Origin of the sequence: Janthinobacterium sp. Ant5-2-1 (assembly GCF_001445815.1) — a bacterium.
In the GTDB taxonomy this organism is placed as follows: domain Bacteria; phylum Pseudomonadota; class Gammaproteobacteria; order Burkholderiales; family Burkholderiaceae_D; genus Janthinobacterium; species Janthinobacterium lividum_E.
The window spans coordinates 82,474-100,763 of the sequence record NZ_LNCE01000025.1 but is presented as its reverse complement, the minus strand read 5'-3'; the positions used below and the strand labels follow the sequence as shown (position 1 = coordinate 100,763).

At 61.8% G+C, this 18,290-nt stretch carries 17 protein-coding genes; 13 read left to right on the top strand and 4 right to left on the bottom strand.

Annotated features, from left to right (window positions below; genetic code table 11):
• Nucleotides 1-49: 49 nt before the first annotated feature.
• Nucleotides 50-1,279 carry a pyridoxal phosphate-dependent aminotransferase gene (locus tag ASN89_RS09505; protein WP_034750427.1) on the bottom strand — a complete coding sequence of 410 codons (1,230 nt, stop codon included), beginning with the start codon at nt 1,277-1,279 and terminating at the stop codon, nt 50-52.
• Nucleotides 1,280-1,702: 423 nt separating this feature from the next.
• Here ASN89_RS09505 and ASN89_RS09500 point away from each other — a divergent pair, with 423 nt between their 5' ends.
• The 13 genes from ASN89_RS09500 to ASN89_RS09440 all read left to right on the top strand — a co-directional run bounded on the left by ASN89_RS09500 (nt 1,703) and on the right by ASN89_RS09440 (nt 14,548).
• Nucleotides 1,703-2,095: an Mth938-like domain-containing protein gene (locus ASN89_RS09500; protein WP_046685773.1), complete on the top strand. Its 393-nt coding sequence runs from the start codon at nt 1,703-1,705 to the stop codon at nt 2,093-2,095.
• Nucleotides 2,092-3,765 carry a glycosyltransferase family 39 protein gene (locus ASN89_RS09495; RefSeq protein ID WP_058049091.1) on the top strand — a complete coding sequence of 558 codons (1,674 nt, stop codon included), beginning with the start codon at nt 2,092-2,094 and terminating at the stop codon, nt 3,763-3,765. The genes ASN89_RS09500 and ASN89_RS09495 overlap by 4 nt, the downstream gene beginning before the upstream one ends.
• A gap of 205 nt (nt 3,766-3,970) precedes the next feature.
• Nucleotides 3,971-5,107, top strand: coding sequence for a DegT/DnrJ/EryC1/StrS family aminotransferase (locus tag ASN89_RS09490; RefSeq protein ID WP_046685775.1), 1,137 nt, complete (start codon nt 3,971-3,973; stop codon nt 5,105-5,107).
• An 11-nt stretch (nt 5,108-5,118) separates the two neighbouring features.
• Nucleotides 5,119-6,114: a glycosyltransferase gene (locus tag ASN89_RS09485; protein ID WP_046686229.1), complete on the top strand. Its 996-nt coding sequence runs from the start codon at nt 5,119-5,121 to the stop codon at nt 6,112-6,114.
• A complete protein-coding gene (locus tag ASN89_RS09480; RefSeq protein WP_058049090.1) occupies nt 6,114-7,031 on the top strand; it encodes a formyltransferase in 918 nt (305 codons plus the stop codon). The genes ASN89_RS09485 and ASN89_RS09480 overlap by 1 nt, the downstream gene beginning before the upstream one ends.
• 21 nt (nt 7,032-7,052) lie before the next feature.
• A complete protein-coding gene (locus tag ASN89_RS09475) occupies nt 7,053-8,105 on the top strand; it encodes a bifunctional UDP-4-keto-pentose/UDP-xylose synthase (protein ID WP_046685777.1) in 1,053 nt (350 codons plus the stop codon).
• Nucleotides 8,105-9,064 carry a polysaccharide deacetylase family protein gene (locus ASN89_RS09470; protein WP_058049089.1) on the top strand — a complete coding sequence of 320 codons (960 nt, stop codon included), beginning with the start codon at nt 8,105-8,107 and terminating at the stop codon, nt 9,062-9,064. The genes ASN89_RS09475 and ASN89_RS09470 overlap by 1 nt, the downstream gene beginning before the upstream one ends.
• A gap of 75 nt (nt 9,065-9,139) precedes the next feature.
• Nucleotides 9,140-9,610, top strand: a complete 471-nt coding sequence (locus ASN89_RS09465; RefSeq protein ID WP_058049088.1) for a peroxiredoxin — start codon at nt 9,140-9,142, stop codon at nt 9,608-9,610.
• Nucleotides 9,611-9,899: 289 nt separating this feature from the next.
• Nucleotides 9,900-11,720, top strand: coding sequence for a PhoH family protein (locus tag ASN89_RS09460; RefSeq protein WP_058049087.1), 1,821 nt, complete (start codon nt 9,900-9,902; stop codon nt 11,718-11,720).
• Between the two features lie 138 nt (nt 11,721-11,858).
• Nucleotides 11,859-12,557, top strand: a complete 699-nt coding sequence (locus ASN89_RS09455) for a site-2 protease family protein (protein WP_058049086.1) — start codon at nt 11,859-11,861, stop codon at nt 12,555-12,557.
• An 11-nt stretch (nt 12,558-12,568) separates the two neighbouring features.
• Complete coding sequence (gene yidD / locus ASN89_RS09450; RefSeq protein WP_058049085.1) at nt 12,569-13,090, top strand: membrane protein insertion efficiency factor YidD; 522 nt, start codon at nt 12,569-12,571, stop codon at nt 13,088-13,090.
• 250 nt (nt 13,091-13,340) lie between these two features.
• The gene (locus ASN89_RS09445; protein ID WP_058049084.1) at nt 13,341-14,282 is read left to right on the top strand and encodes a bestrophin family protein; all 942 of its coding nucleotides are present in this window, start codon (nt 13,341-13,343) and stop codon (nt 14,280-14,282) included.
• 65 nt (nt 14,283-14,347) lie between these two features.
• The gene (locus ASN89_RS09440; protein ID WP_034750458.1) at nt 14,348-14,548 is read left to right on the top strand and encodes a heavy-metal-associated domain-containing protein; all 201 of its coding nucleotides are present in this window, start codon (nt 14,348-14,350) and stop codon (nt 14,546-14,548) included.
• A gap of 43 nt (nt 14,549-14,591) precedes the next feature.
• Here the strand turns inward: ASN89_RS09440 and ASN89_RS09435 are convergent, their stop codons facing one another.
• The 3 genes from ASN89_RS09435 to ASN89_RS09425 are packed head-to-tail and all read right to left on the bottom strand — an operon-like array spanning nt 14,592 to nt 18,186.
• Nucleotides 14,592-15,320: a glutathione S-transferase family protein gene (locus ASN89_RS09435; RefSeq protein ID WP_058049083.1), complete on the bottom strand. Its 729-nt coding sequence runs from the start codon at nt 15,318-15,320 to the stop codon at nt 14,592-14,594.
• Between the two features lie 21 nt (nt 15,321-15,341).
• Nucleotides 15,342-15,761 (bottom strand): Cu(I)-responsive transcriptional regulator, encoded by a 420-nt coding sequence (cueR, locus tag ASN89_RS09430; protein ID WP_034750463.1) that lies wholly within the window; start codon nt 15,759-15,761, stop codon nt 15,342-15,344.
• Between the two features lies 1 nt (nt 15,762).
• Complete coding sequence (locus tag ASN89_RS09425) at nt 15,763-18,186, bottom strand: heavy metal translocating P-type ATPase (RefSeq protein WP_058049082.1); 2,424 nt, start codon at nt 18,184-18,186, stop codon at nt 15,763-15,765.
• Nucleotides 18,187-18,290 lie beyond the last annotated feature (104 nt).

Sequence of the window (18,290 nt, the reverse complement as noted above, 5' to 3'; positions counted from 1 at the left end):
GGCGCCCCCTTGGGCGGCGCCAGGTTGATCGAGATTGCTGCTGGCTGGTTCAGCCCCGGCCGTGACGCTTGCGATAGCCTTCGAGGAAGCGCGCAATGCGCCCCATGGCCTCGGTCAGGTCATCGGAATTGGGCAGGAAGACGACGCGGAAATGGTCGGGCGCGATCCAGTTGAAGCCCGTCCCCTGCACGATCAGGACCTTCGCTTCGGCCAGTAATTCATAGGCAAACTGCTGGTCGTCGGCGATCGGGTAGATCTCCGGGTCCAGGCGCGGGAACATGTACAGCGCGGCCTTCGGCTTGACACAGGTGACGCCCGGAATATCGGTCAGCAGCTTGTGCGCCAGGTCGCGCTGTTTCAACAGGCGCCCGCCGGGCCCCACCAGGTCTTGTATGCTCTGGTAGCCGCCAAGCGCCGTCTGGATGGCAAACTGCCCCGGCGCGTTGGCGCATAGCCGCATCGAGGCCAGCATGTTGAGGCCCTCGATGTAATCTTTTGCGTGGCGCTTTTCGCCCGAGACCACCATCCAGCCGGAACGGTAGCCGCAGGAGCGGTAATTCTTCGACAGGCCGTTCATGGTGATGAACAGCACGTCGTCGGCCAGCGAGGCGATCGACACGTGCTCGGCTTCGTCGTACAGCACCTTGTCGTAGATCTCGTCGGCGAAAATGATCAATTGGTGCTGGCGCGCCAGTTCGACGATCTGCAGCAGCACGGAAACCGGGTACAGCGCGCCCGTGGGATTGTTCGGGTTGATGACGACGATGGCTTTCGTTTGGGGCGTGATCTTGCGGCGCATGTCCTCGATGTCGGGATACCACTCGTTCTGCTCGTCGCACACATAGTGCACGGGATTGCCGCCCGACAGGCTGACGGCGGCCGTCCACAGCGGGTAATCGGGCGCCGGCACCAGCACTTCGTCGCCACTGTTGAGCAGGGCGTTCATCGACATGACGATCAGTTCGGAAGCGCCATTGCCCAGGTAAATGTCATCGATGGTCACGCCGGCGATATTCTTGCCCTGCGTGTAATGCATGACGGCCTTGCGCGGCGCGAACATGCCTTTCGAATCCGTATAGCCGGCCGCATTCTGCAGATTGAGCATCATGTCGCGCACGATCTCGTCGGGCGGATCGAAGCCGAATACGGCCAGATTGCCGATATTGAGCTTGGTGATCTTGTGGCCTTCTTCTTCCATTTGCCTGGATTTTTCCAGGACCGGGCCGCGGATGTCGTAGCAGACGTCCGCCAATTTATTCGATTTCTGAATCGGTCGCAAAATAAATCCCTGTCGTGATGCGGCGCGGTGACCAGAACTTGCAGCGTGGCCGCCGCGCCAGAACTATGAACCCGTGAAACTGCGATGCGAAAGACTGCAAGGCGAAAACAACCATTCTCGCCGAAAACAGGGCATTTTATCAAATTAAACATGGCGAACCGCAGCATTTGACGCCGATTCTGCCACGCCGGCGCCTCCGGACGGCAATCGGGCGGGCGCCATCTTCATCTTCCCTTAATCTTGCAGCATTACCATGGCGCAAGCATGCACCGCCACTGTGGCGCCGAACATTGCAATTTGGAAAGGATGTTGCTTTTCAGTCGCTCTTTTCTGTCATTTATGGCATGCTTACGCCCTTGGCCGCGGCACGCAGTTTGGCCGCGCGCGTACCGATCAACCGACACGACCAGCCCCGATATCGCCATGAAACTCCACGCCAGCAGCACCCAACAATACCAGACTGTCACCGGCTATGACGAAAACGGCGTCGAGATCAATGCCCAGCCGTACAACTATAGCCTGATCGTCATGCCGGAAACACCGCCGCGGGCGTGGGAAGTCAGCAGTTTCGAAGAATTGACCGAGGCGCATTTCGCGCAAATCCTGGCCGACTCTCCCGACGTGGTCATCCTCGGCACCGGCGAGCGCCAGCGCTTCGTGCACCCGAAACTGACGGCCGCGCTGACCATGCGCCGCATCGGCGTCGAATGCATGGATAGCCAGGCCGCCTGCCGCACCTACAATATCCTCATGGGCGAAGGCCGCAAAGTCACCCTGGCACTGATCCTGGCCCCGGCCGCAGGCAAGGCCGCATGAAGATCAACGTCAACGAACTGCACTCGTCGCGGGTGCTGATGTGGTCCCTGCTGGGCATCTTCATCGTCGTCACCCTGTATGCGCTGGGCGTGCGCACCCTGGTGCCGCCCGACGAGGGCCGCTACGCCGAGATGGCGCGCGAAATGTTCGTCACGGGCGACTGGATCACCACGCGCCTGAACGGCATCAAATACTTTGAAAAGCCGCCGCTGCAAACGTGGATGAATGCGCTGACCTTCGCCGCCTTCGGCCTGGGCGAGTGGCAGGCACGCCTGTGGACTGGCCTGTGCGGCATCATCGGCGTGTGCATGACGGCCTACGCGGGCAAGAAGGTCTTCGGTCCGCGCGTGGGCCTGTATGCCGGCCTGGTGCTCGCGTCGAGCCTGTTCTGGCTCGCTTCCGGCCAGATCAATTCGCTGGACATGGGCCTGTCGGGCATGATGACCCTCACCATGGGCAGCCTGCTGATCGCCCAGCGCGACGACGCCACGGCGACCGAGCGGCGCAACTGGATGCTGGCTTGCTGGGCCGCCATGGCGCTGGCCGTGCTGGCCAAGGGCCTGATCGGCATCGTGCTGCCGGGCGCCGTGCTGGTGCTGTATTCGCTGTGCGCGCGCGACTGGCGCATCTGGACCCGTTTGCACCTGGTCAAGGGCTTGCTGGTATTCTTTGCCATCGCCACGCCGTGGTTCGTGCTGGTCGCCCTGCGCAATCCGGAACAGCCGCATTTCTTCTTCATCCACGAGCATTTCCAGCGTTTCCTGATGAAGGGTCACAAGCGCGAAGGCGCCTGGTACTACTTCCTCGTGCTGCTCATTCCCGGCATCCTGCCATGGATAGGCCTGCTGCCGCAAAGCCTGGCCGCCGCCTTCCAGCGCCAGGAAGGCGCCTTCCAGCCCCGCTTGATGCTGCTGGTCTGGGCCGTCTTCATTTTCTTCTTCTTCAGCTATTCGACCTCGAAGCTGCCTGGCTATATCGTGCCCATCTTCCCGGCGCTGGCCTTGCTGGTGGCGCTGTACCTGCAATCGGCATCGCGCCGCCAGCGCCTGTTCGCCGCCGGCCTGTTGTGCGTGCTGGGCGCGGCCATCCTGATCGGCGGACCGATCGCCTTCAGCAAGGCCAGCGCACGCGATGCGGATGCCCTGGTCGCACTCAAGGGCTACCAGCCATGGCTGATGGCGGCCGGCTTCTTCGCCTTGGCGGGCGGCGCCCTGGCCTTGCTGCATGCGCGCCAGTTGCGCCGTGACATGACCGTGCTGACGATTGCCGGCGCCGGCTTCCTCGCCACGCACTGCATCCTGGCCGGCTCCGAACTGTATGGCCAGAACCGCGCGGGCACCGACATGCTGCCGCAGATCCAGGCCGAACTGACGGCCGATACCAAGCTCTATTCGGTCGGCATCTATGAACAGTCGCTGACGTATTACCTGCAGCGGCCCGTGATCCTCGTCGATTACTGGGATGAGTTCACGTTTGGCCTGAAACAGCAGCCGGAACTGTCCATCCCGACCATCGAGCCTTTCATCACGCAATGGACGAACGATGCCAACGCCGGCGTGCATGACATGGCCATTATCAGCCTGAACCGTTACAAGGAATTGCAAGATCGTGGCGTGCCCATGCGTGTTATCGCCGAGGATGCGCGCCGCATGGTCATTGCCAACAAATAGTGTTTAACTGGGGCGCGAGGCAGCACGGAGCGCGCCCCCGGCCAGCTTGCCCCGCCCCCGCAGCAGCAGGATTTTTTCACTGCTGAACCGGCTGCGCCGCCATACTGACGATATAGAATAGCCATGCCTGCCGGCCGCGTTTGAGCGCACGGCAGCCTCGGCGACACCGATACCCTGACACCATACCGACCCAAGAGCCGCACCCATGACCTCTACCCTGCCCTTTTTGCCCTTTTCCAAACCCACCATCGACGAAGCGACCATCGCCGCCGTCGGCGAAGTGCTGCGCTCGGGCTGGATCACCAGCGGCCCGAAAGTGCAGGCCTTCGAAGCCCAGCTGTCCGAGTATTTCGGCGGGCGTCCCGTACGCACCTTCAATTCGGGCACGTGCACCATGGAAATCGCGCTGCGCATCGCCGGCATCGGCCCCGGCGACGAAGTCATCACCACGCCCGTGTCGTGGGTAGCGACGGCCAACGTCATCATCGAGGTGGGCGCCACGCCCGTGTTCGCCGATATCGATCCCGTCACGCGCAATATCGACCTCGACAAGCTGGAAGCGGCCATCACCCCGCGTACGAAAGCCATCATCCCCGTCTACCTGTCCGGCTTGCCCGTCGACATGGACCGCCTGTACGCGATTGCTGACAAGTACAATTTGCGGGTCGTGGAAGATGCGGCGCAAGCGTTCGGCTCGACGTGGAAAGGCAAGCGCATCGGCGCGTTTGGCGACTTCGTCTCGTTCAGCTTCCAGGCCAACAAGAACATCACCACGGGCGAAGGCGGCTGCCTCGTCCTGAACAACCTGGAAGAAGCGAAGCTGGCCGAGAAATACCGGCTGCAGGGCGTCACGCGCAGCGGCGTCGACGGCATCGACGTCGACGTGCTGGGCGGCAAATACAACATGAGCGACATCATGGCCGCCATCGGCCTGGGCCAGTTCGCCAACATCGACGCCATCACGGCCCACCGCCGCGCGCTGGCGCGCCATTACTTTGAGCAATTCGGCAGCGACTTCGAAGCGCAGAGCGGCGCCCAGTTGCCCGTGCAGGACTTTGAAAACAGCAACTGGCACTTGTTCCAGATTATCCTCCCCGACAACGGCCCCGGCACGCGCGCCGCGTTCATGCAGCAAATGGCACAACAAAACGTGGGAACGGGCTATCATTACGCACCGATCCACCTGTTTACCATGTACCGCGAACGCGGCTTTACCGAAGGCATGTTCCCTGTCTCGGAAAAGATCGGTCGCCTGACCGTGACCTTGCCGATGTTCTACGCCATGACGACACAGGACGTGGAACGCGCCGTCGCCACCGTCAAATCCATTCTCATCAAATGAGCAGCGCGCCGATGAAACCTGAACTGTCCGTTATCATTCCGATCTACAACGAGCAGGATGGCCTGGCCAGCCTGTTCGCCCGCCTGTATCCGGCCCTCGATGCCTTGCAGACGAGCTACGAGATCATCTTCATCAACGATGGCAGCCGCGACAATTCGGTGGCCATCCTGGCGGAACAGTTCCGCCAGCGCCCCGACGTCACGCGCGTCGTCTTGTTCAACGGTAATTATGGCCAGCACATGGCCATCCTGGCCGGCTTTGAATCCTCGCGCGGGCAGATCATGGTCACGCTCGACGCCGACTTGCAGAACCCGCCCGAAGAAATCGGCAACCTCGTGGCGAAGATGCGCGAAGGCTACGATTACGTGGGCTCGATCCGGCGCAAGCGGCAAGATTCCGCCTGGCGCACCCTGGCCTCGAAGATGATGAACCGGCTGCGCGAGCGCATCACCAACATCAAGATCACGGACCAGGGCAATATGCTGCGCGCCTACGGCCGCAACGTGATCGACCTGGTCAACCAGTGCGCCGAAGTCAACACCTTCGTGCCCGCCCTGGCCTACACGTTTGCCCGCAAGCCCACGGAAATTACCGTCGAACACGAGGAACGGGCAGCCGGCGAGTCGAAATACTCGCTGTATAGCCTGATCCGCCTCAATTTCGACCTGGTCACGGGCTTTTCGCTGATTCCCCTGCAAATTTTCTCGATGCTGGGCATGCTGCTGTCGCTCAGTTCGGCCGGACTGGTGATCTATCTGCTGGCGCGCCGCTTCCTGTTCGGCGCCGAGGCGCAGGGCGTATTCACCCTGTTCGCCATCGCCTTCTTCCTGATGGGCGTGATCCTGTTCGGCATCGGCCTCGTGGGCGAGTACGTGGGACGCATCTTCCAGCAAGTGCGCGCCCGCCCCCGCTATGTGGTGCAAACCATCTTGCAGGACGGCATGGTCCAGGCGGAAGCCGAGGCGCCATCGTACGTGCGCCTGGAAAAACGCCAGGTGGGCCGCTGATGGGCGCCCCGCGCGCCGTCGTCTTCGGCTACCACAATGTGGGCGTGCGCTGCATCAAGGTGCTGCTGGCCGGCGGCGTCGATATCGCCTTGGTCGTCACGCACGAAGACAGCCCCACGGAAAACCTGTGGTTCGAATCCGTCGCCGGCCTGTGCCAGGCCGAAGGCATCCCCTACATCACGCCATCGGACGCACGCGCGCCTGAACTGCTGGCGCAGGTGCAGGCAGCCAAACCGGACATGCTGTTCAGTTTTTACTACCGTCACATGCTGCCGGCTAGCATTTTGGAAGTCGCGCCCGCCTACAATATGCACGGTTCGCTGCTGCCGCAGTTCCGCGGCCGCGCACCCGTCAACTGGGCCGTGCTGCACGGTGCCCCGCAAACGGGCGCCACCCTGCATGAAATGACGGTCAAGCCCGATGCCGGCGCCATCGTCGCGCAAACGGCCGTCCCCATCCTGCCCGACGACACGGCTTTCGAAGTCTTCGGCAAGGTCACCGTGGCGGCGGAACAAACCCTGTGGCACGTGCTGCCAGCCTTGCTGGACGGCACGGCGCCGCGCCAGCTCAACGATTTGCGCCAGGGCGGCTACTTTGGCGGACGCACGCCGGAAGACGGCCGCATCGACTGGAAGTTACCCGCGCAGCAGGTATACAACTTGCACCGGGCCGTCGCGCCGCCCTATCCCGGCGCGTTCACCGAAGTCAACAATGTTATTTACACCATCGAAAAAGCCCGTTTAAGCAAGCATTCAGCAGGAAGTTTGCCACCGGGCTTGGCGGTAGTGGATAATTGCATCTTTGGCGTCTGCGGAGACGGCCACATGCTGGCCATTTCCGCGCTGAGGGCTGCCGGGGAGCCGGTTTCGGCTCAGCAATTGCAAGCAAGTCTGACCACCCGCGTCAGCACACACTGATATCACACAAGAGAATCTCACATGAAAAAAGTCCTCATCTTAGGCGTCAACGGCTTCATCGGCCACCACCTGTCCAAGCGCATCCTGGAAACCACCGACTGGCATGTCTACGGCATGGACATGAACACGGACCGCATCACGGAATTGCTGGAAGATGACAACTACAAGTCGCGCATGCACTTCTTCGAAGGCGACATCACGATCAACAAGGAATGGGTCGAGTACCACGTCAAGAAATGCGACGTGATCCTGCCGCTGGTGGCCATCGCCACGCCGTCGACCTACGTCAAGCAGCCGCTGCGCGTCTTCGAACTGGACTTCGAAGCCAACCTGCCCATCGTCCGCTCGGCCGCCAAGTACGGCAAGCACCTGGTCTTCCCGTCGACCTCGGAAGTGTATGGCATGTGCCATGACGAGGAATTCGATCCGGAAAACTCGGAACTGATCTGCGGCCCGATCAACAAGCCGCGCTGGATCTACTCGAACGCCAAGCAGCTGATGGACCGCGTGATCTGGGGCTACGGCATGGAAGGCTTGAACTTCACCCTGTTCCGTCCATTCAACTGGATCGGCGCTGGCCTGGACTCGATCCACACGCCAAAAGAAGGTTCCTCGCGCGTGGTGACGCAGTTCTTCGGCCATATCGTGCGCGGCGAGAACATCTCGCTGGTGGACGGCGGCGCGCAGAAACGCGCGTTCACCTACATCGACGACGGCATCGACGCGCTGATGCGCATCATCGCCAACAAGAACGGCATCGCCAGCGGCAAGATCTACAACATTGGCAATCCGACCAACAACTATTCGATCCGCGACCTGGCCGGCATGATGCTGACCCTGGCCACCGAATATCCGGAATACGCCGAAGGCGCGAAACACGTGAAAATCGTGGAAACGACTTCGGGCGCCTACTACGGCGCCGGCTACCAGGACGTGCAAAACCGCGTGCCGAAAATCACGAATACCTGCGAAGAGCTGGGCTGGGCGCCGACCACCACCATGGCCGATTCCCTGCGCAATATTTTCGACGCCTACCGCAGCCAGGTAGCCCAAGCCAAAGCCCTGATGGATTAATGTTGAGCAAGCCGTTCCTGACCCTGAAAATCGACGTCGATACCTATCGCGGCACCCGTGAAGGCATGGGCAATCTGGTGCGCATGCTGGCCGCGCACCAGGCCAAGGCCACCTTTCTGTTCTCGCTGGGCCCCGACCACACGGGCTGGGCCCTGCGGCGCGCCTTGAAGCCCGGCTTTTTCAGCAAGGTGTCGCGCACGTCGGTGGTCGAGCACTACGGCTTGAAGACATTAATGTACGGCACCTTGCTGCCGGGACCCGATATCGGCAAGCAATGCGCGACGCAATTGCGCGCCGTGCGCGATGCCGGTTTCGAGTGCGGCATCCACACGTGGGATCACACCCTGTGGCAAGACAACGTGGCCAAGCGCAACGCCGCCTGGACCATCAACATGATGCGCAAGGCCGCCAACCGCTACGAACAGGTGTTCGGCACCAAGCCGCACACGCACGGCGCGGCCGGCTGGCAAATGAACGTCAGCGCCTTTGTCGAGCACGACACGGCCGGCTACCGCTTTGCCTCCGACGGCCGCGCCATGCTCGACGCGCGCGGCGCCATGGCGCAGCCGTCGCAAGGCCCGCACCGCGTGCGCAACGGCAACACCATCCTGCAATGCGTGCAATTGCCCACCACCCTGCCCACCCTGGATGAATTGCTGGGCTGCGAAATCGACGGCAAACTGATCACGATCGGCAATGTTGCCGCGCATATATTGTCGCTGACGGCGGATAATCCCCGAGATCACGTGTATACCTTGCATGCGGAACTTGAAGGACAGAAACTCGCCCCCATTTTCGAACAACTGCTGGCTGGCTGGAAAGCCCAAGGCTACCAGTTCGCAGCGATGGGCGATTATTATGAAAAGATAAAAAATACGGACTTGCCCGTTTGCCCCATCACCTGGGATGAGTTGCCCGGGCGTTCGGGGCGCCTGATTGTGCAGGGCAAAGCGGCCTGAATGCTGTATTGTTGCACCTGGATGCGTTGCCAGATTAAAAACCAGCGCTGATGATCACCGTTCAGGAGAGAACCTGTGGCTGATAGCCAATCCCTCGTTAGCATACCCGACTTTAACGCCGCCATGACCAGCGGCAAAACCTTTCAGTTGCTGGGCCGCCCGGCCAAGGCCACGGTGCTGTTTTTCTATCCGAAGGACAACACCCCTGGCTGCACCACGGAAAACATCGCTTTCCGTGATGCGTATCCGCAATTCGTCGCCGCCGGCGTGGAAATCTACGGCATCAGCCGCGATTCCCTGCGCTCGCACGAAAGCTTCAAAGCCAAACTGGAGCTGCCATTCGAGCTCATTTCCGACCCGAACGAAGCCGTTTGCCTGCTGTTTAACGTCATGAAGATGAAACAGATGTACGGCAAGACGGTCCGTGGCGTCGAGCGCAGTACGTTTGTGATTGACGCCCAGGGCCGATTGGTGAAAGAATGGAGAGGCGTGAAGGTCGCAACTCACGTGGAAGAAGTGCTGGAATTCGTAGCGCATCTGAATTGATCGTCCATATTGATCCAATGCGCGTTGTCGGCTTCCAGCGAGCCTGGTTCAACCGCAGTTCAGTTCACGGTACCTATCGCCATTTTGAGTCAACGAAGCGCCTCCACCCACTCCGCCAGGCGGGCCTGCAGCCCGCCGATGGCGTCCATGACCGGCCATGCTGCCGGCCTTCCGGCAGTTTCTCGTCCTGTAGCATTGTTGTTCCCCTCGCATCCCCCCATGAGAAGTGCCGCCAGAAGCTGGCTGCCCATGGGAGATTCATTCCAGAAATTTTTTGATTGAGATCCTGATGCCACTGCCAAAATTACCGAGCAAGCCAGCCACCATCCTGGCCACCCAAGATTACCCAACCGCAGGCGCAGCGCGCCCGGCCCCCAAAACCCCGGCAGCCAAGAAAGTGGCTGCACCGATTATTGAAGCGGCGATCGCCGAAGTTGCCAAGCCGGTCCGCAATGCGGCCACGAAGATCAAGCAAGTGGCGGCCCTGATGGTCGCCAAGCCTGTGCCAGCCGTTGCTGCGCCTGCCCCGGTTGCGGCCGCGCCTGCCGCCGTTGCTGCGCCTGCGGCGAAAGCCAAGCCGGCGGCAAAAGGCAAGGTCACGCCGATCAAACCCGTCAAGCAAGCCGAGCAGCCACATCCGGCCAAGCACAAGGCGGTGGAAGTGCAGCTCAAGTCGTCCGCCAGCCGCGCCGCCGACCAGCGCGGCATCAGCAAGCTGTTCGTGCTCGACACGAACGTGCTGATGCACGATCCATCGTCGCTGTTCCGCTTCGAGGAACACGATGTGTACCTGCCGATGATGACCCTGGAAGAGCTGGACAACCATAAAAAAGGCATGACGGAAGTGGCGCGCAATGCGCGCCAGGTCTCGCGCACCCTGGACGCCCTGATCAGCAACACGGACGACGACGCCATCGAACACGGCATCTTGCTGTCCAAGCTGGGCAACAAGGATGCCAAGGGCCGTCTGTTCTTCCAGACGCGTTTGCAAAGCGCCGACCTGCCGGCTGGCTTGCCAGTGGGCAAGGCCGACAACCAGATCCTCGCCGTCGTGCGTTCGCTGGAATCGGAACAGGAAGGCCGCCCCGTCGTCCTGGTGTCGAAAGACATCAACATGCGCATCAAGGCGCGCGCCCTGGGCTTGCCAGCCGAAGATTACTTCAACGACCATGTGCTGGAAGACACGGACTTGCTGTACTCGGGCATCGTGCAATTGCCGGATGACTTCTGGAACAAGCACGGCAAGGACATGGAATCGTGGCAGGAAAGCAAGAATGGCTACAGCTCCACCTTCTACCGCGTGACGGGCCCGTTCATTCCATCCTTGCTGGTCAACCAGTTCATCTACCTGGAACCGAAAAACGGCGAAACGCCGTTCTACGGCCAGGTGAAGCAGATCAACGGCAAGACGGCCGTGCTGCAAACCCTGCGCGACTTCAGCCACACGAAGAACAATGTATGGGGCGTGACGGCGCGCAACCGCGAGCAGAACTTCGCGCTGAACTTGCTGATGAATCCGGAGTGCGACTTCGTCACCCTGCTGGGCCAGGCCGGTACCGGCAAGACCCTGCTGGCCCTGGCCGCCGGCCTGGCGCAAGTGCTGGAAACCAAGCTCTACAATGAAATCATCGTCACCCGCGTCACGGTGCCGGTGGGCGAAGACATCGGTTTCCTGCCAGGCACGGAAGAAGAAAAAATGTCGCCATGGATGGGCGCCTTCGACGACAACCTGGAAGTGCTGAACAAGTCCGACTCCGATGGCGGCGAATGGGGCCGTGCGGCAACGCAAGACCTGATCCGCTCGCGCATCAAGATCAAGTCGCTCAACTTCATGCGCGGCCGCACGTTTGTGAACAAGTTCCTCATCATCGACGAAGCGCAAAACTTGACGCCAAAACAAGTCAAGACCCTGGTCACGCGCGCCGGTCCCGGCACGAAGATCCTGTGCCTGGGCAACATCGCACAGATCGACACGCCGTACCTGACGGAAGGCTCGAGCGGCCTGACCTACGTGGTCGACCGCTTCAAGGGCTGGACCCACAGCGGCCACGTCACCCTGGCCCGCGGCGAGCGTTCGCGCCTGGCCGACCACGCCAGCGAAGTGCTGTAAGTGTTAGCGGGCGGCGCGAGCTGCCCAGCCATTCGAAAGCCCCGGCTGCAGCGATGCGGACGGGGCTTTTTTCATGTGCGCAGCTTTTCGTGGCGGCATGTTCTAATACCGCTCCCTTCTTCCTGGACACCTCACCCGATGCATCCCGCCTTTCAGTTGCTGCTCTGCTTCATCCTCTTCATGCTGATCCACATTTCCGTCATGGCCGCGTGCGCCCGCGCATTGGGCATCACCGTGCGCGGCATCAGCTACGGCGTGGGACCCACCCTGGTGACCATGGGGAAAATCCACCTCAAGCTGCTGCCGCTGGCCGGCAATGTGGTGCTGAAGGATACGCGCGAAGAAATGCTGTATGACGACGATCCCTGCCTGGACGCCTATAATTTCCAGCCGCTGTGGAAGCAGGTGCTGCTGCCATTGAGCGGCGTGGCCGTCTTGCTGGCCTTGTCGCTGGGCATCATGGGAGCTTCGGGCTGGGACGGTTTCCTCGCCGCCTTCGGGCAAATCCTGCACGGCGCGCTGGCGCCATTGTCGACGGCGCAGGCATTGCTGGGTGATGGAGAAACCTTTGCCTGCACGCACGGCTTTGCGCTGGTATTCGCCCTGTTCGCGTTGAAACTGTGCGCCTTCAACCTGCTGCCGTTTGCCGGCTTGAACGGGGGCCAGGCACTGCTGGCCATCGCGCGCGGCGGCAAGCCTTACGTGGTGTGGGAAGAGACGGCAGCAAAATGGCTGTTGCTGCCGGGGCTGGCGATCTTGCTGGCGTGGATAGTGGCGTTCGGCTGGTATGGCTGGAAAACCATGGCAGCCCAGGCCGCTGGCGCTATTATTTTTTAGATACTTGTCGTATGCTACACCATCGTCTTGACGCCCCCGGCAAAGGAACTGGCATTTTCTCGTTCGACACTTGCGGCAAACGCCTGGCCCTGTGGGCCATCCGCGCCTACCAGCGTTACCTGTCGCCATGGAAAGGTTTTTCCTGCGCCTATCGCGTGCTCATGGGGCGCGACAGCTGTTCCGCCTACGGCTACAAGGTCATCGCGCGCCATGGCTTGCGTACGGGCCTACCCCTGCTGCAACGCCGCTTGCGCGCCTGCGGCGAACGGCATCGCCAGCACCTCGCGCTGCATCCGCAGGCACGGCGCAGCGCACGCCGCCAGGCACAGGCGGACTATTGCGACTGCGACGTGCCCCTGTTCGACTGCGCCTGCGACTGCGCCGACGTGGCCAGCCTGGCTGATTGCTCCCGGCCGGGCCGCGGCAAGAACCCGACGTGGTTCCGCAACGACTATACAGCCAGTGCCGCACTGAAACGGCAGCAGGAAGAACACCGCAAGAAGATACGGCAGGGACAGGCCCCGGAAAGCTGAGATTCACACTTACAAATGAAATATTCATTCATGAAATGAATAATACCCATTATCACTGTGAATTGGCTGGAAACAGGTCTGCGGCCTATACTCGGGCCGTCTCCCCTACTCTGCTTCCCATGCACACCCTGCTCAGCCCGCATACATCGCGGGCTTTTTGTTCCCGGCAATCGCCACCCTGTCTTTCCACCCTTACCGATCACCAAGTGCGTGTTTCCCCGCCAGCCCAGCCCCAAACCGGGAGTACGGCATGATCGTGCGCGAGCGTCCTTCGGCGCTACGGCTGTTCCTCGTCGTGCGCGGCTCCGTCCTGCCGCGCATCCGCACCACGCTGATCGTCAACACCCTGATCGCCACCCTCGTCACCTGGTGCCACGGCACCTTGTTCGACCACAAGGTGATCCTCACCACCATCCCGTTTACCCTGATCGGTTTGCCGCTAGCCATCTTCCTGGGCTTTCGCAACACGGCCGCCTATGACCGCTACTGGGAAGCGCGCAAGCTGTGGGGCGAACTGGTCTTGCGCAGCCGTAATTTCTCGCGCCAGTGCCAGACGATGATACGCGGCGACACGCCGGCCCACGCCAGACTGGGCCTGGAAGACGTGCGCGTGCGCATGATTTACCGCACCATCGCCTTTTGCCATGCGCTGCGCCACCAGCTGCGCGACACGCGCGGACCGGCCGACTTGCAGCCGCTGCTGCGCCCGGCAGAATGGGAAGCGGCATGCAAGGCGGCGAACCCGTCCGACTACCTGATGCTGCAGATGGGCCACGACCTGGCCGACTGCGTCCGGCAAGGCCGCATCGACAGCATCCTCACCGCACAGATCGATAACACGGTCTCGGCCATGGTCGCGGCGGGCGCTTCGTGCGAACGCATCCGCAGCACGCCGATCCCGTTCTCGTATTCGCTGCTGCTGCACCGCACGGCTTATCTGTACTGTTTCCTGCTGCCTTTCGGCCTCGTCGATTCGCTCGGTTTCATGACGCCGTTCGTCGTCGCCATCGTCGCCTACACCTTCTTTGGCCTCGATGCGCTGGGCGACGAGATCGAGGAACCGTTCGGCGAAGACGCCAACGACCTGCCCCTGTCCGCCATGTGCCGCGCCATTGACATCAGCCTGCGCGAATCCCTGCAGGATGAGAACGTGCCGCCGCCCATGCAAGCCGTCGATTTTCTGCTGCACTAAGCTTGACCTTACTATTGGGGTAAGGCTTACAGTGGACACACTTAACCATTCAAGGAGTGCTTGCCATGTACCAGTTACAAGTTGAAAACATGAGCTGCGGCCATTGCGTCGGCTCGGTCACGAAAGCGGTGCAAGCCATCGATCCGCAAGCCCAGGTGCAGATCGACCTGGCCAGCAAGCGCGTCACGGTGGAATCGCCCGCCGAACTGGGGGCCATCAGCGCGGCCATCGTGGAGGCGGGCTTTCCCGTTACCAGCGCGCAATAAACCACACGCACACAAAATAGCCGGCCTTTGCGCCGGCTATTTTTTATCCGTCCAGCTCGGGATAATGGCGGAAGATGCCGTCCTGGTTAAATGGGATTCTGCGCTTCGAACGCAGGTAACGGGCAATGTTCGGCCGCGCCGCCACGGCATCGTGCAGGTCGGACAAGGCGGGATATTCGGGCGCGAGGTGCGCCATGGCTTGCGGAAACGCATACTGCAGGCCCGCCAGCATCTGGAACAGCGACAGGTCGCCATACGTGAGTCTGGCACCCACCAGATACTGGCCGCGGCTGCCATTGTTCAGCAACACTTGCGTGAAATAATCGAGAAACTTGGGCAAGCGCGTGGCACGGAAATCCGCGCTGCGCAGCATGGCCGCCTGTTTTTGCTCTTCATAATATTGATTCATCGACAGTGGATGGTGCGTGTCGTGCACTTCCGTCAGCCAGTCGGCCATCGTCAGTTGCAGCTGGTTCAGCCACAAACGGCCGCTTTCCGCGCGCGGCGCCAGCCCCAGGCGCCGGCCCAGGTAGAACAGGATATTCGTCGTCTGGCCGATCAGCATCTCGCCATCGCGCAGCACGGGCGGTGCGTAGGCCGCCTGTGGCGTGCTGTCGCCGTCGAGGCAGGCCAGCATCGCGGAAACGCCTTGCCCCTTGCGCTCAGGCAAACGCGCGATATCACGGTAGTCGGCGCCCGCCTCTTCCAGGGCCAGCCGGATGAATTCGCCGCGCCCCTGTATCGTGGGCCAATAGTACAGTTCATACGCCATACGCACCTCCATTGACTTACATCAAGGGCAACATGCTTTCGCTTCCTTGTCACCGGCCAGTCCCAGGCTTTGCAGGATGGGGCAGTCGGGCTTGTCGTCGCCATGGCAGGATTGCGCCAGGTGGGCCAAGGTATCGCGCATTTCCGTCAATTCGGCGATGCGCTGGTTCAAGTCTGCCACGTGGGCCAGCGCGATGCCTTTTACATCCGCGCTGGCGCGCTGGTCGTTTTGCCACAGCGACAGCAGTTCGCGGATTTGCTCCAGCGAAAAACCCAGGCCCCGCCCGCGCTTGATGAAACGCAATGCGTGCAAATCGTTGGGCGTGTAGATGCGGTAACCGGCGTCGCTGCGCGCGCTGGGTTTTAACAAAGTAATGCTTTCATAGTAGCGTATCATTTTTGCCGATACGCCCGTTTCGCTTGCCGCCTGGCCGATATTCATCCTATGACTCCTTGGTATGCGCACTGCGGGCTTTCCAGCGGCGCAGCAACAGGGCATTGCTGATCACGCTGACCGAACTGAAGGCCATCGCCGCGCCCGCCACCATGGGGTTGAGCAAGCCAAAGGCGGCCAGCGGAATGCCGATCAGGTTGTAAATGAAGGCCCAGAACAGATTCTGCCGTATCTTGCTGTAGGTGCGGCGCGAGATATCGATGGCGTCCGCCACCAGGGCCGGATCGCCGCGCATCAGGGTGATACCGGCCGCATGCATGGCCACGTCCGTGCCCGTCGACATGGCAATGCCCACGTCGGCGGCCGCCAGCGCGGGCGCATCGTTGATGCCGTCGCCCACCATGGCGACTTTCGCGCCCTCGCCTTTCAGCGCGACAATTTTAGCGGTTTTATCGGCCGGCAGCATTTTCGCCGCCACCGTGTCGATGCCCAGCAGCTTGCCGACAGCGTCCGCGCTGCCCTGGTTGTCTCCGGTCAGCATCACCGTCTGGATGCCCAGGCTATGCAAGTGGGCAATGGCGGCCTGCGCATTCGGCTTGACCTGGTCGGAAAAGGCGAACAAGCCCAGCAGTTCCGTTCCCGATGCCAGCCAAGAAATCGTGTTGCCCGTGTTTTCCAGCGACAAGGCCTGTTCCGCCAACGGCGCCATATCCACGCTCAACTCCTGCATCAGCCGCGTGCTGCCCAGTTTCAAATCCAGGCCATCGACGTGGGCCGCCAGGCCGCGGCCCGGCAAGGCCGACAGGGCCGTGGCTGGCAAGGGTTCGATGTGGCGCGCGCCAGCCGCGTCGAGCACGGCCGTCGCCAGGCTGTGTTCACTGCCGCGCTGGATGCTGGCCGCCAGCTGCAACAGGCGTGCATCGTCGATGCCGTGCGCATGCAGGGCCGCCAGTGCGGGTTTGCCGATGGTCAAAGTGCCCGTCTTGTCGAACACGACGGTATTGACGGCGTGCGCCACTTCCAGCGCTTCCGCATCCTTGATCAGAATGCCGTAACGGGCAGCCACACCCGTACCGGCCATGATGGCCGTCGGCGTGGCCAGGCCCAGTGCGCATGGACAGGCGATGACCAGCACGGCCACGGCATTGATGATGGCGTTCTCCAGCTCGCCGGTAGCGAACCACCAGCCCAGCATGGTCAGCAGCGCCAGCACCAGCACCACGGGAACAAAGATCGCGCTGACCTTGTCGACCAGGTGCTGGATCGGCGCCTTGGCCGCCTGCGCGTCTTCCACCAGGCGGATGATGCGCGACAAGGTCGTCTCGCCGCCCACGGCCTGCGTGCGCACGAGCAACAAGCCATCGGCATTGATGGCGCCGCCCGTGACCTTGTCACCCGGATGCTTATCGACCGGCAAGCTTTCGCCCGTGATCAGGGATTCATTGATCTGGCTGGCCCCCTCCACCACCACGCCATCGACGGCCACCCGCTCGCCGGGACGGATCACCACCAGGTCGCCCACTTTCACCTGTTCCACGGGCAAGTCGATCTCGATGCCGTCGCGGCGCACGCGGGCCGATTCCGGACGCAAGACTTGCAGCGCACGGATGGCCGAAGCCGTTTGGCGCTTGGCGCGGCTTTCCAGCCATTTGCCCAGCAGCACCAGGGTGATGACGACGGCCGATGCTTCAAAATACAGGTGCGGCAGAATTTCGCCCGCCGTCAGCCACTGGTAGACGGACAAGCCATACGCCGCGCTCGTGCCCAGCGCCACCAGCAGATCCATGTTGCCGCTGCCGGCGCGGGCCGCCTTCCAGCCCGCCTTGTAGAAACGCGCGCCAAAGTAAAACTGCACGGGCGTGGCCAGCGCGAATTGCAGCCAGCCTGGCAGCATCAGATGAATGCCGGCCCACTCGAGCAGCATCGGCAGCATCAATGGGAAGGCCAGCACGGCCGCGAACGCCACTTTCATGCCGTCGCGGTTGGGCGCGGCAGCGGGCGCGCTGGCCTGGCTGGCGGCGGGAGCCTTGGCTGCATAGCCGGCCTTGTCGATGGCGGCGATCAGGGCGCCTGCTTCCACGCCGCCCGTCACCTTGATGCGCGCGCTTTCCGTGGCCAGGTTGACGCTGGCCACGAGCACGCCAGGCACTTTCAGCAGGGCTTTTTCCACCCGGCCCACGCAAGAGGCGCACGTCATGCCGGCGATGTTCAGGTCGATTTCGCGCTGCGCCACCGTGTAGCCGGCCTTTTCCACGGCCGCCTGCAAGGTGGCCAGGGGAATCGGCGTGTCGGAACTGATTTTGGCCACTTCGGTGGCCAGGTTGACGCTGGCCTGGGTCACGCCGGGCACGGCGGCCAGGGCCTTTTCCACGCGGCCAACGCACGAGGCGCAGCTCATGCCTTCGATGGCCAGCGCCTGCGCATGCGCGGCGGCGGGAGGGGAAGCGGCGGGAGCGAGTGCACTCTGGTTCATGGCAGATCCTGTACGAAAGATTGACTAATAGGGTCAGGATCTGCTATCCAACGATGGGAAGGTCAAGCCCTATTTGCAAGGAAAACAGGGCTTGCCTGAAAGAC

Bases quoted from the DNA above. Each gene is read 5' to 3' on its own strand.
- ASN89_RS09500 (WP_046685773.1), top strand. From the start codon at position 1,703: ATGAAACTCCACGCCAGCAGCACCCAACAATACCAGACTGTCACCGGC.
- ASN89_RS09495 (WP_058049091.1), top strand. From the start codon at position 2,092: ATGAAGATCAACGTCAACGAACTGCACTCGTCGCGGGTGCTGATGTGG.
- ASN89_RS09490 (WP_046685775.1), top strand. From the start codon at position 3,971: ATGACCTCTACCCTGCCCTTTTTGCCCTTTTCCAAACCCACCATCGAC.
- ASN89_RS09485 (WP_046686229.1), top strand. From the start codon at position 5,119: ATGAAACCTGAACTGTCCGTTATCATTCCGATCTACAACGAGCAGGAT.
- ASN89_RS09480 (WP_058049090.1), top strand. From the start codon at position 6,114: ATGGGCGCCCCGCGCGCCGTCGTCTTCGGCTACCACAATGTGGGCGTG.
- ASN89_RS09475 (WP_046685777.1), top strand. From the start codon at position 7,053: ATGAAAAAAGTCCTCATCTTAGGCGTCAACGGCTTCATCGGCCACCAC.
- ASN89_RS09470 (WP_058049089.1), top strand. From the start codon at position 8,105: ATGTTGAGCAAGCCGTTCCTGACCCTGAAAATCGACGTCGATACCTAT.
- ASN89_RS09460 (WP_058049087.1), top strand. From the start codon at position 9,900: ATGCCACTGCCAAAATTACCGAGCAAGCCAGCCACCATCCTGGCCACC.
- ASN89_RS09455 (WP_058049086.1), top strand. From the start codon at position 11,859: ATGCATCCCGCCTTTCAGTTGCTGCTCTGCTTCATCCTCTTCATGCTG.
- yidD (WP_058049085.1), top strand. From the start codon at position 12,569: ATGCTACACCATCGTCTTGACGCCCCCGGCAAAGGAACTGGCATTTTC.
- ASN89_RS09445 (WP_058049084.1), top strand. From the start codon at position 13,341: ATGATCGTGCGCGAGCGTCCTTCGGCGCTACGGCTGTTCCTCGTCGTG.
- ASN89_RS09440 (WP_034750458.1), top strand. From the start codon at position 14,348: ATGTACCAGTTACAAGTTGAAAACATGAGCTGCGGCCATTGCGTCGGC.
- ASN89_RS09435 (WP_058049083.1), bottom strand. From the start codon at position 15,320: ATGGCGTATGAACTGTACTATTGGCCCACGATACAGGGGCGCGGCGAA.
- cueR (WP_034750463.1), bottom strand. From the start codon at position 15,761: ATGAATATCGGCCAGGCGGCAAGCGAAACGGGCGTATCGGCAAAAATG.
- ASN89_RS09425 (WP_058049082.1), bottom strand. From the start codon at position 18,186: ATGAACCAGAGTGCACTCGCTCCCGCCGCTTCCCCTCCCGCCGCCGCG.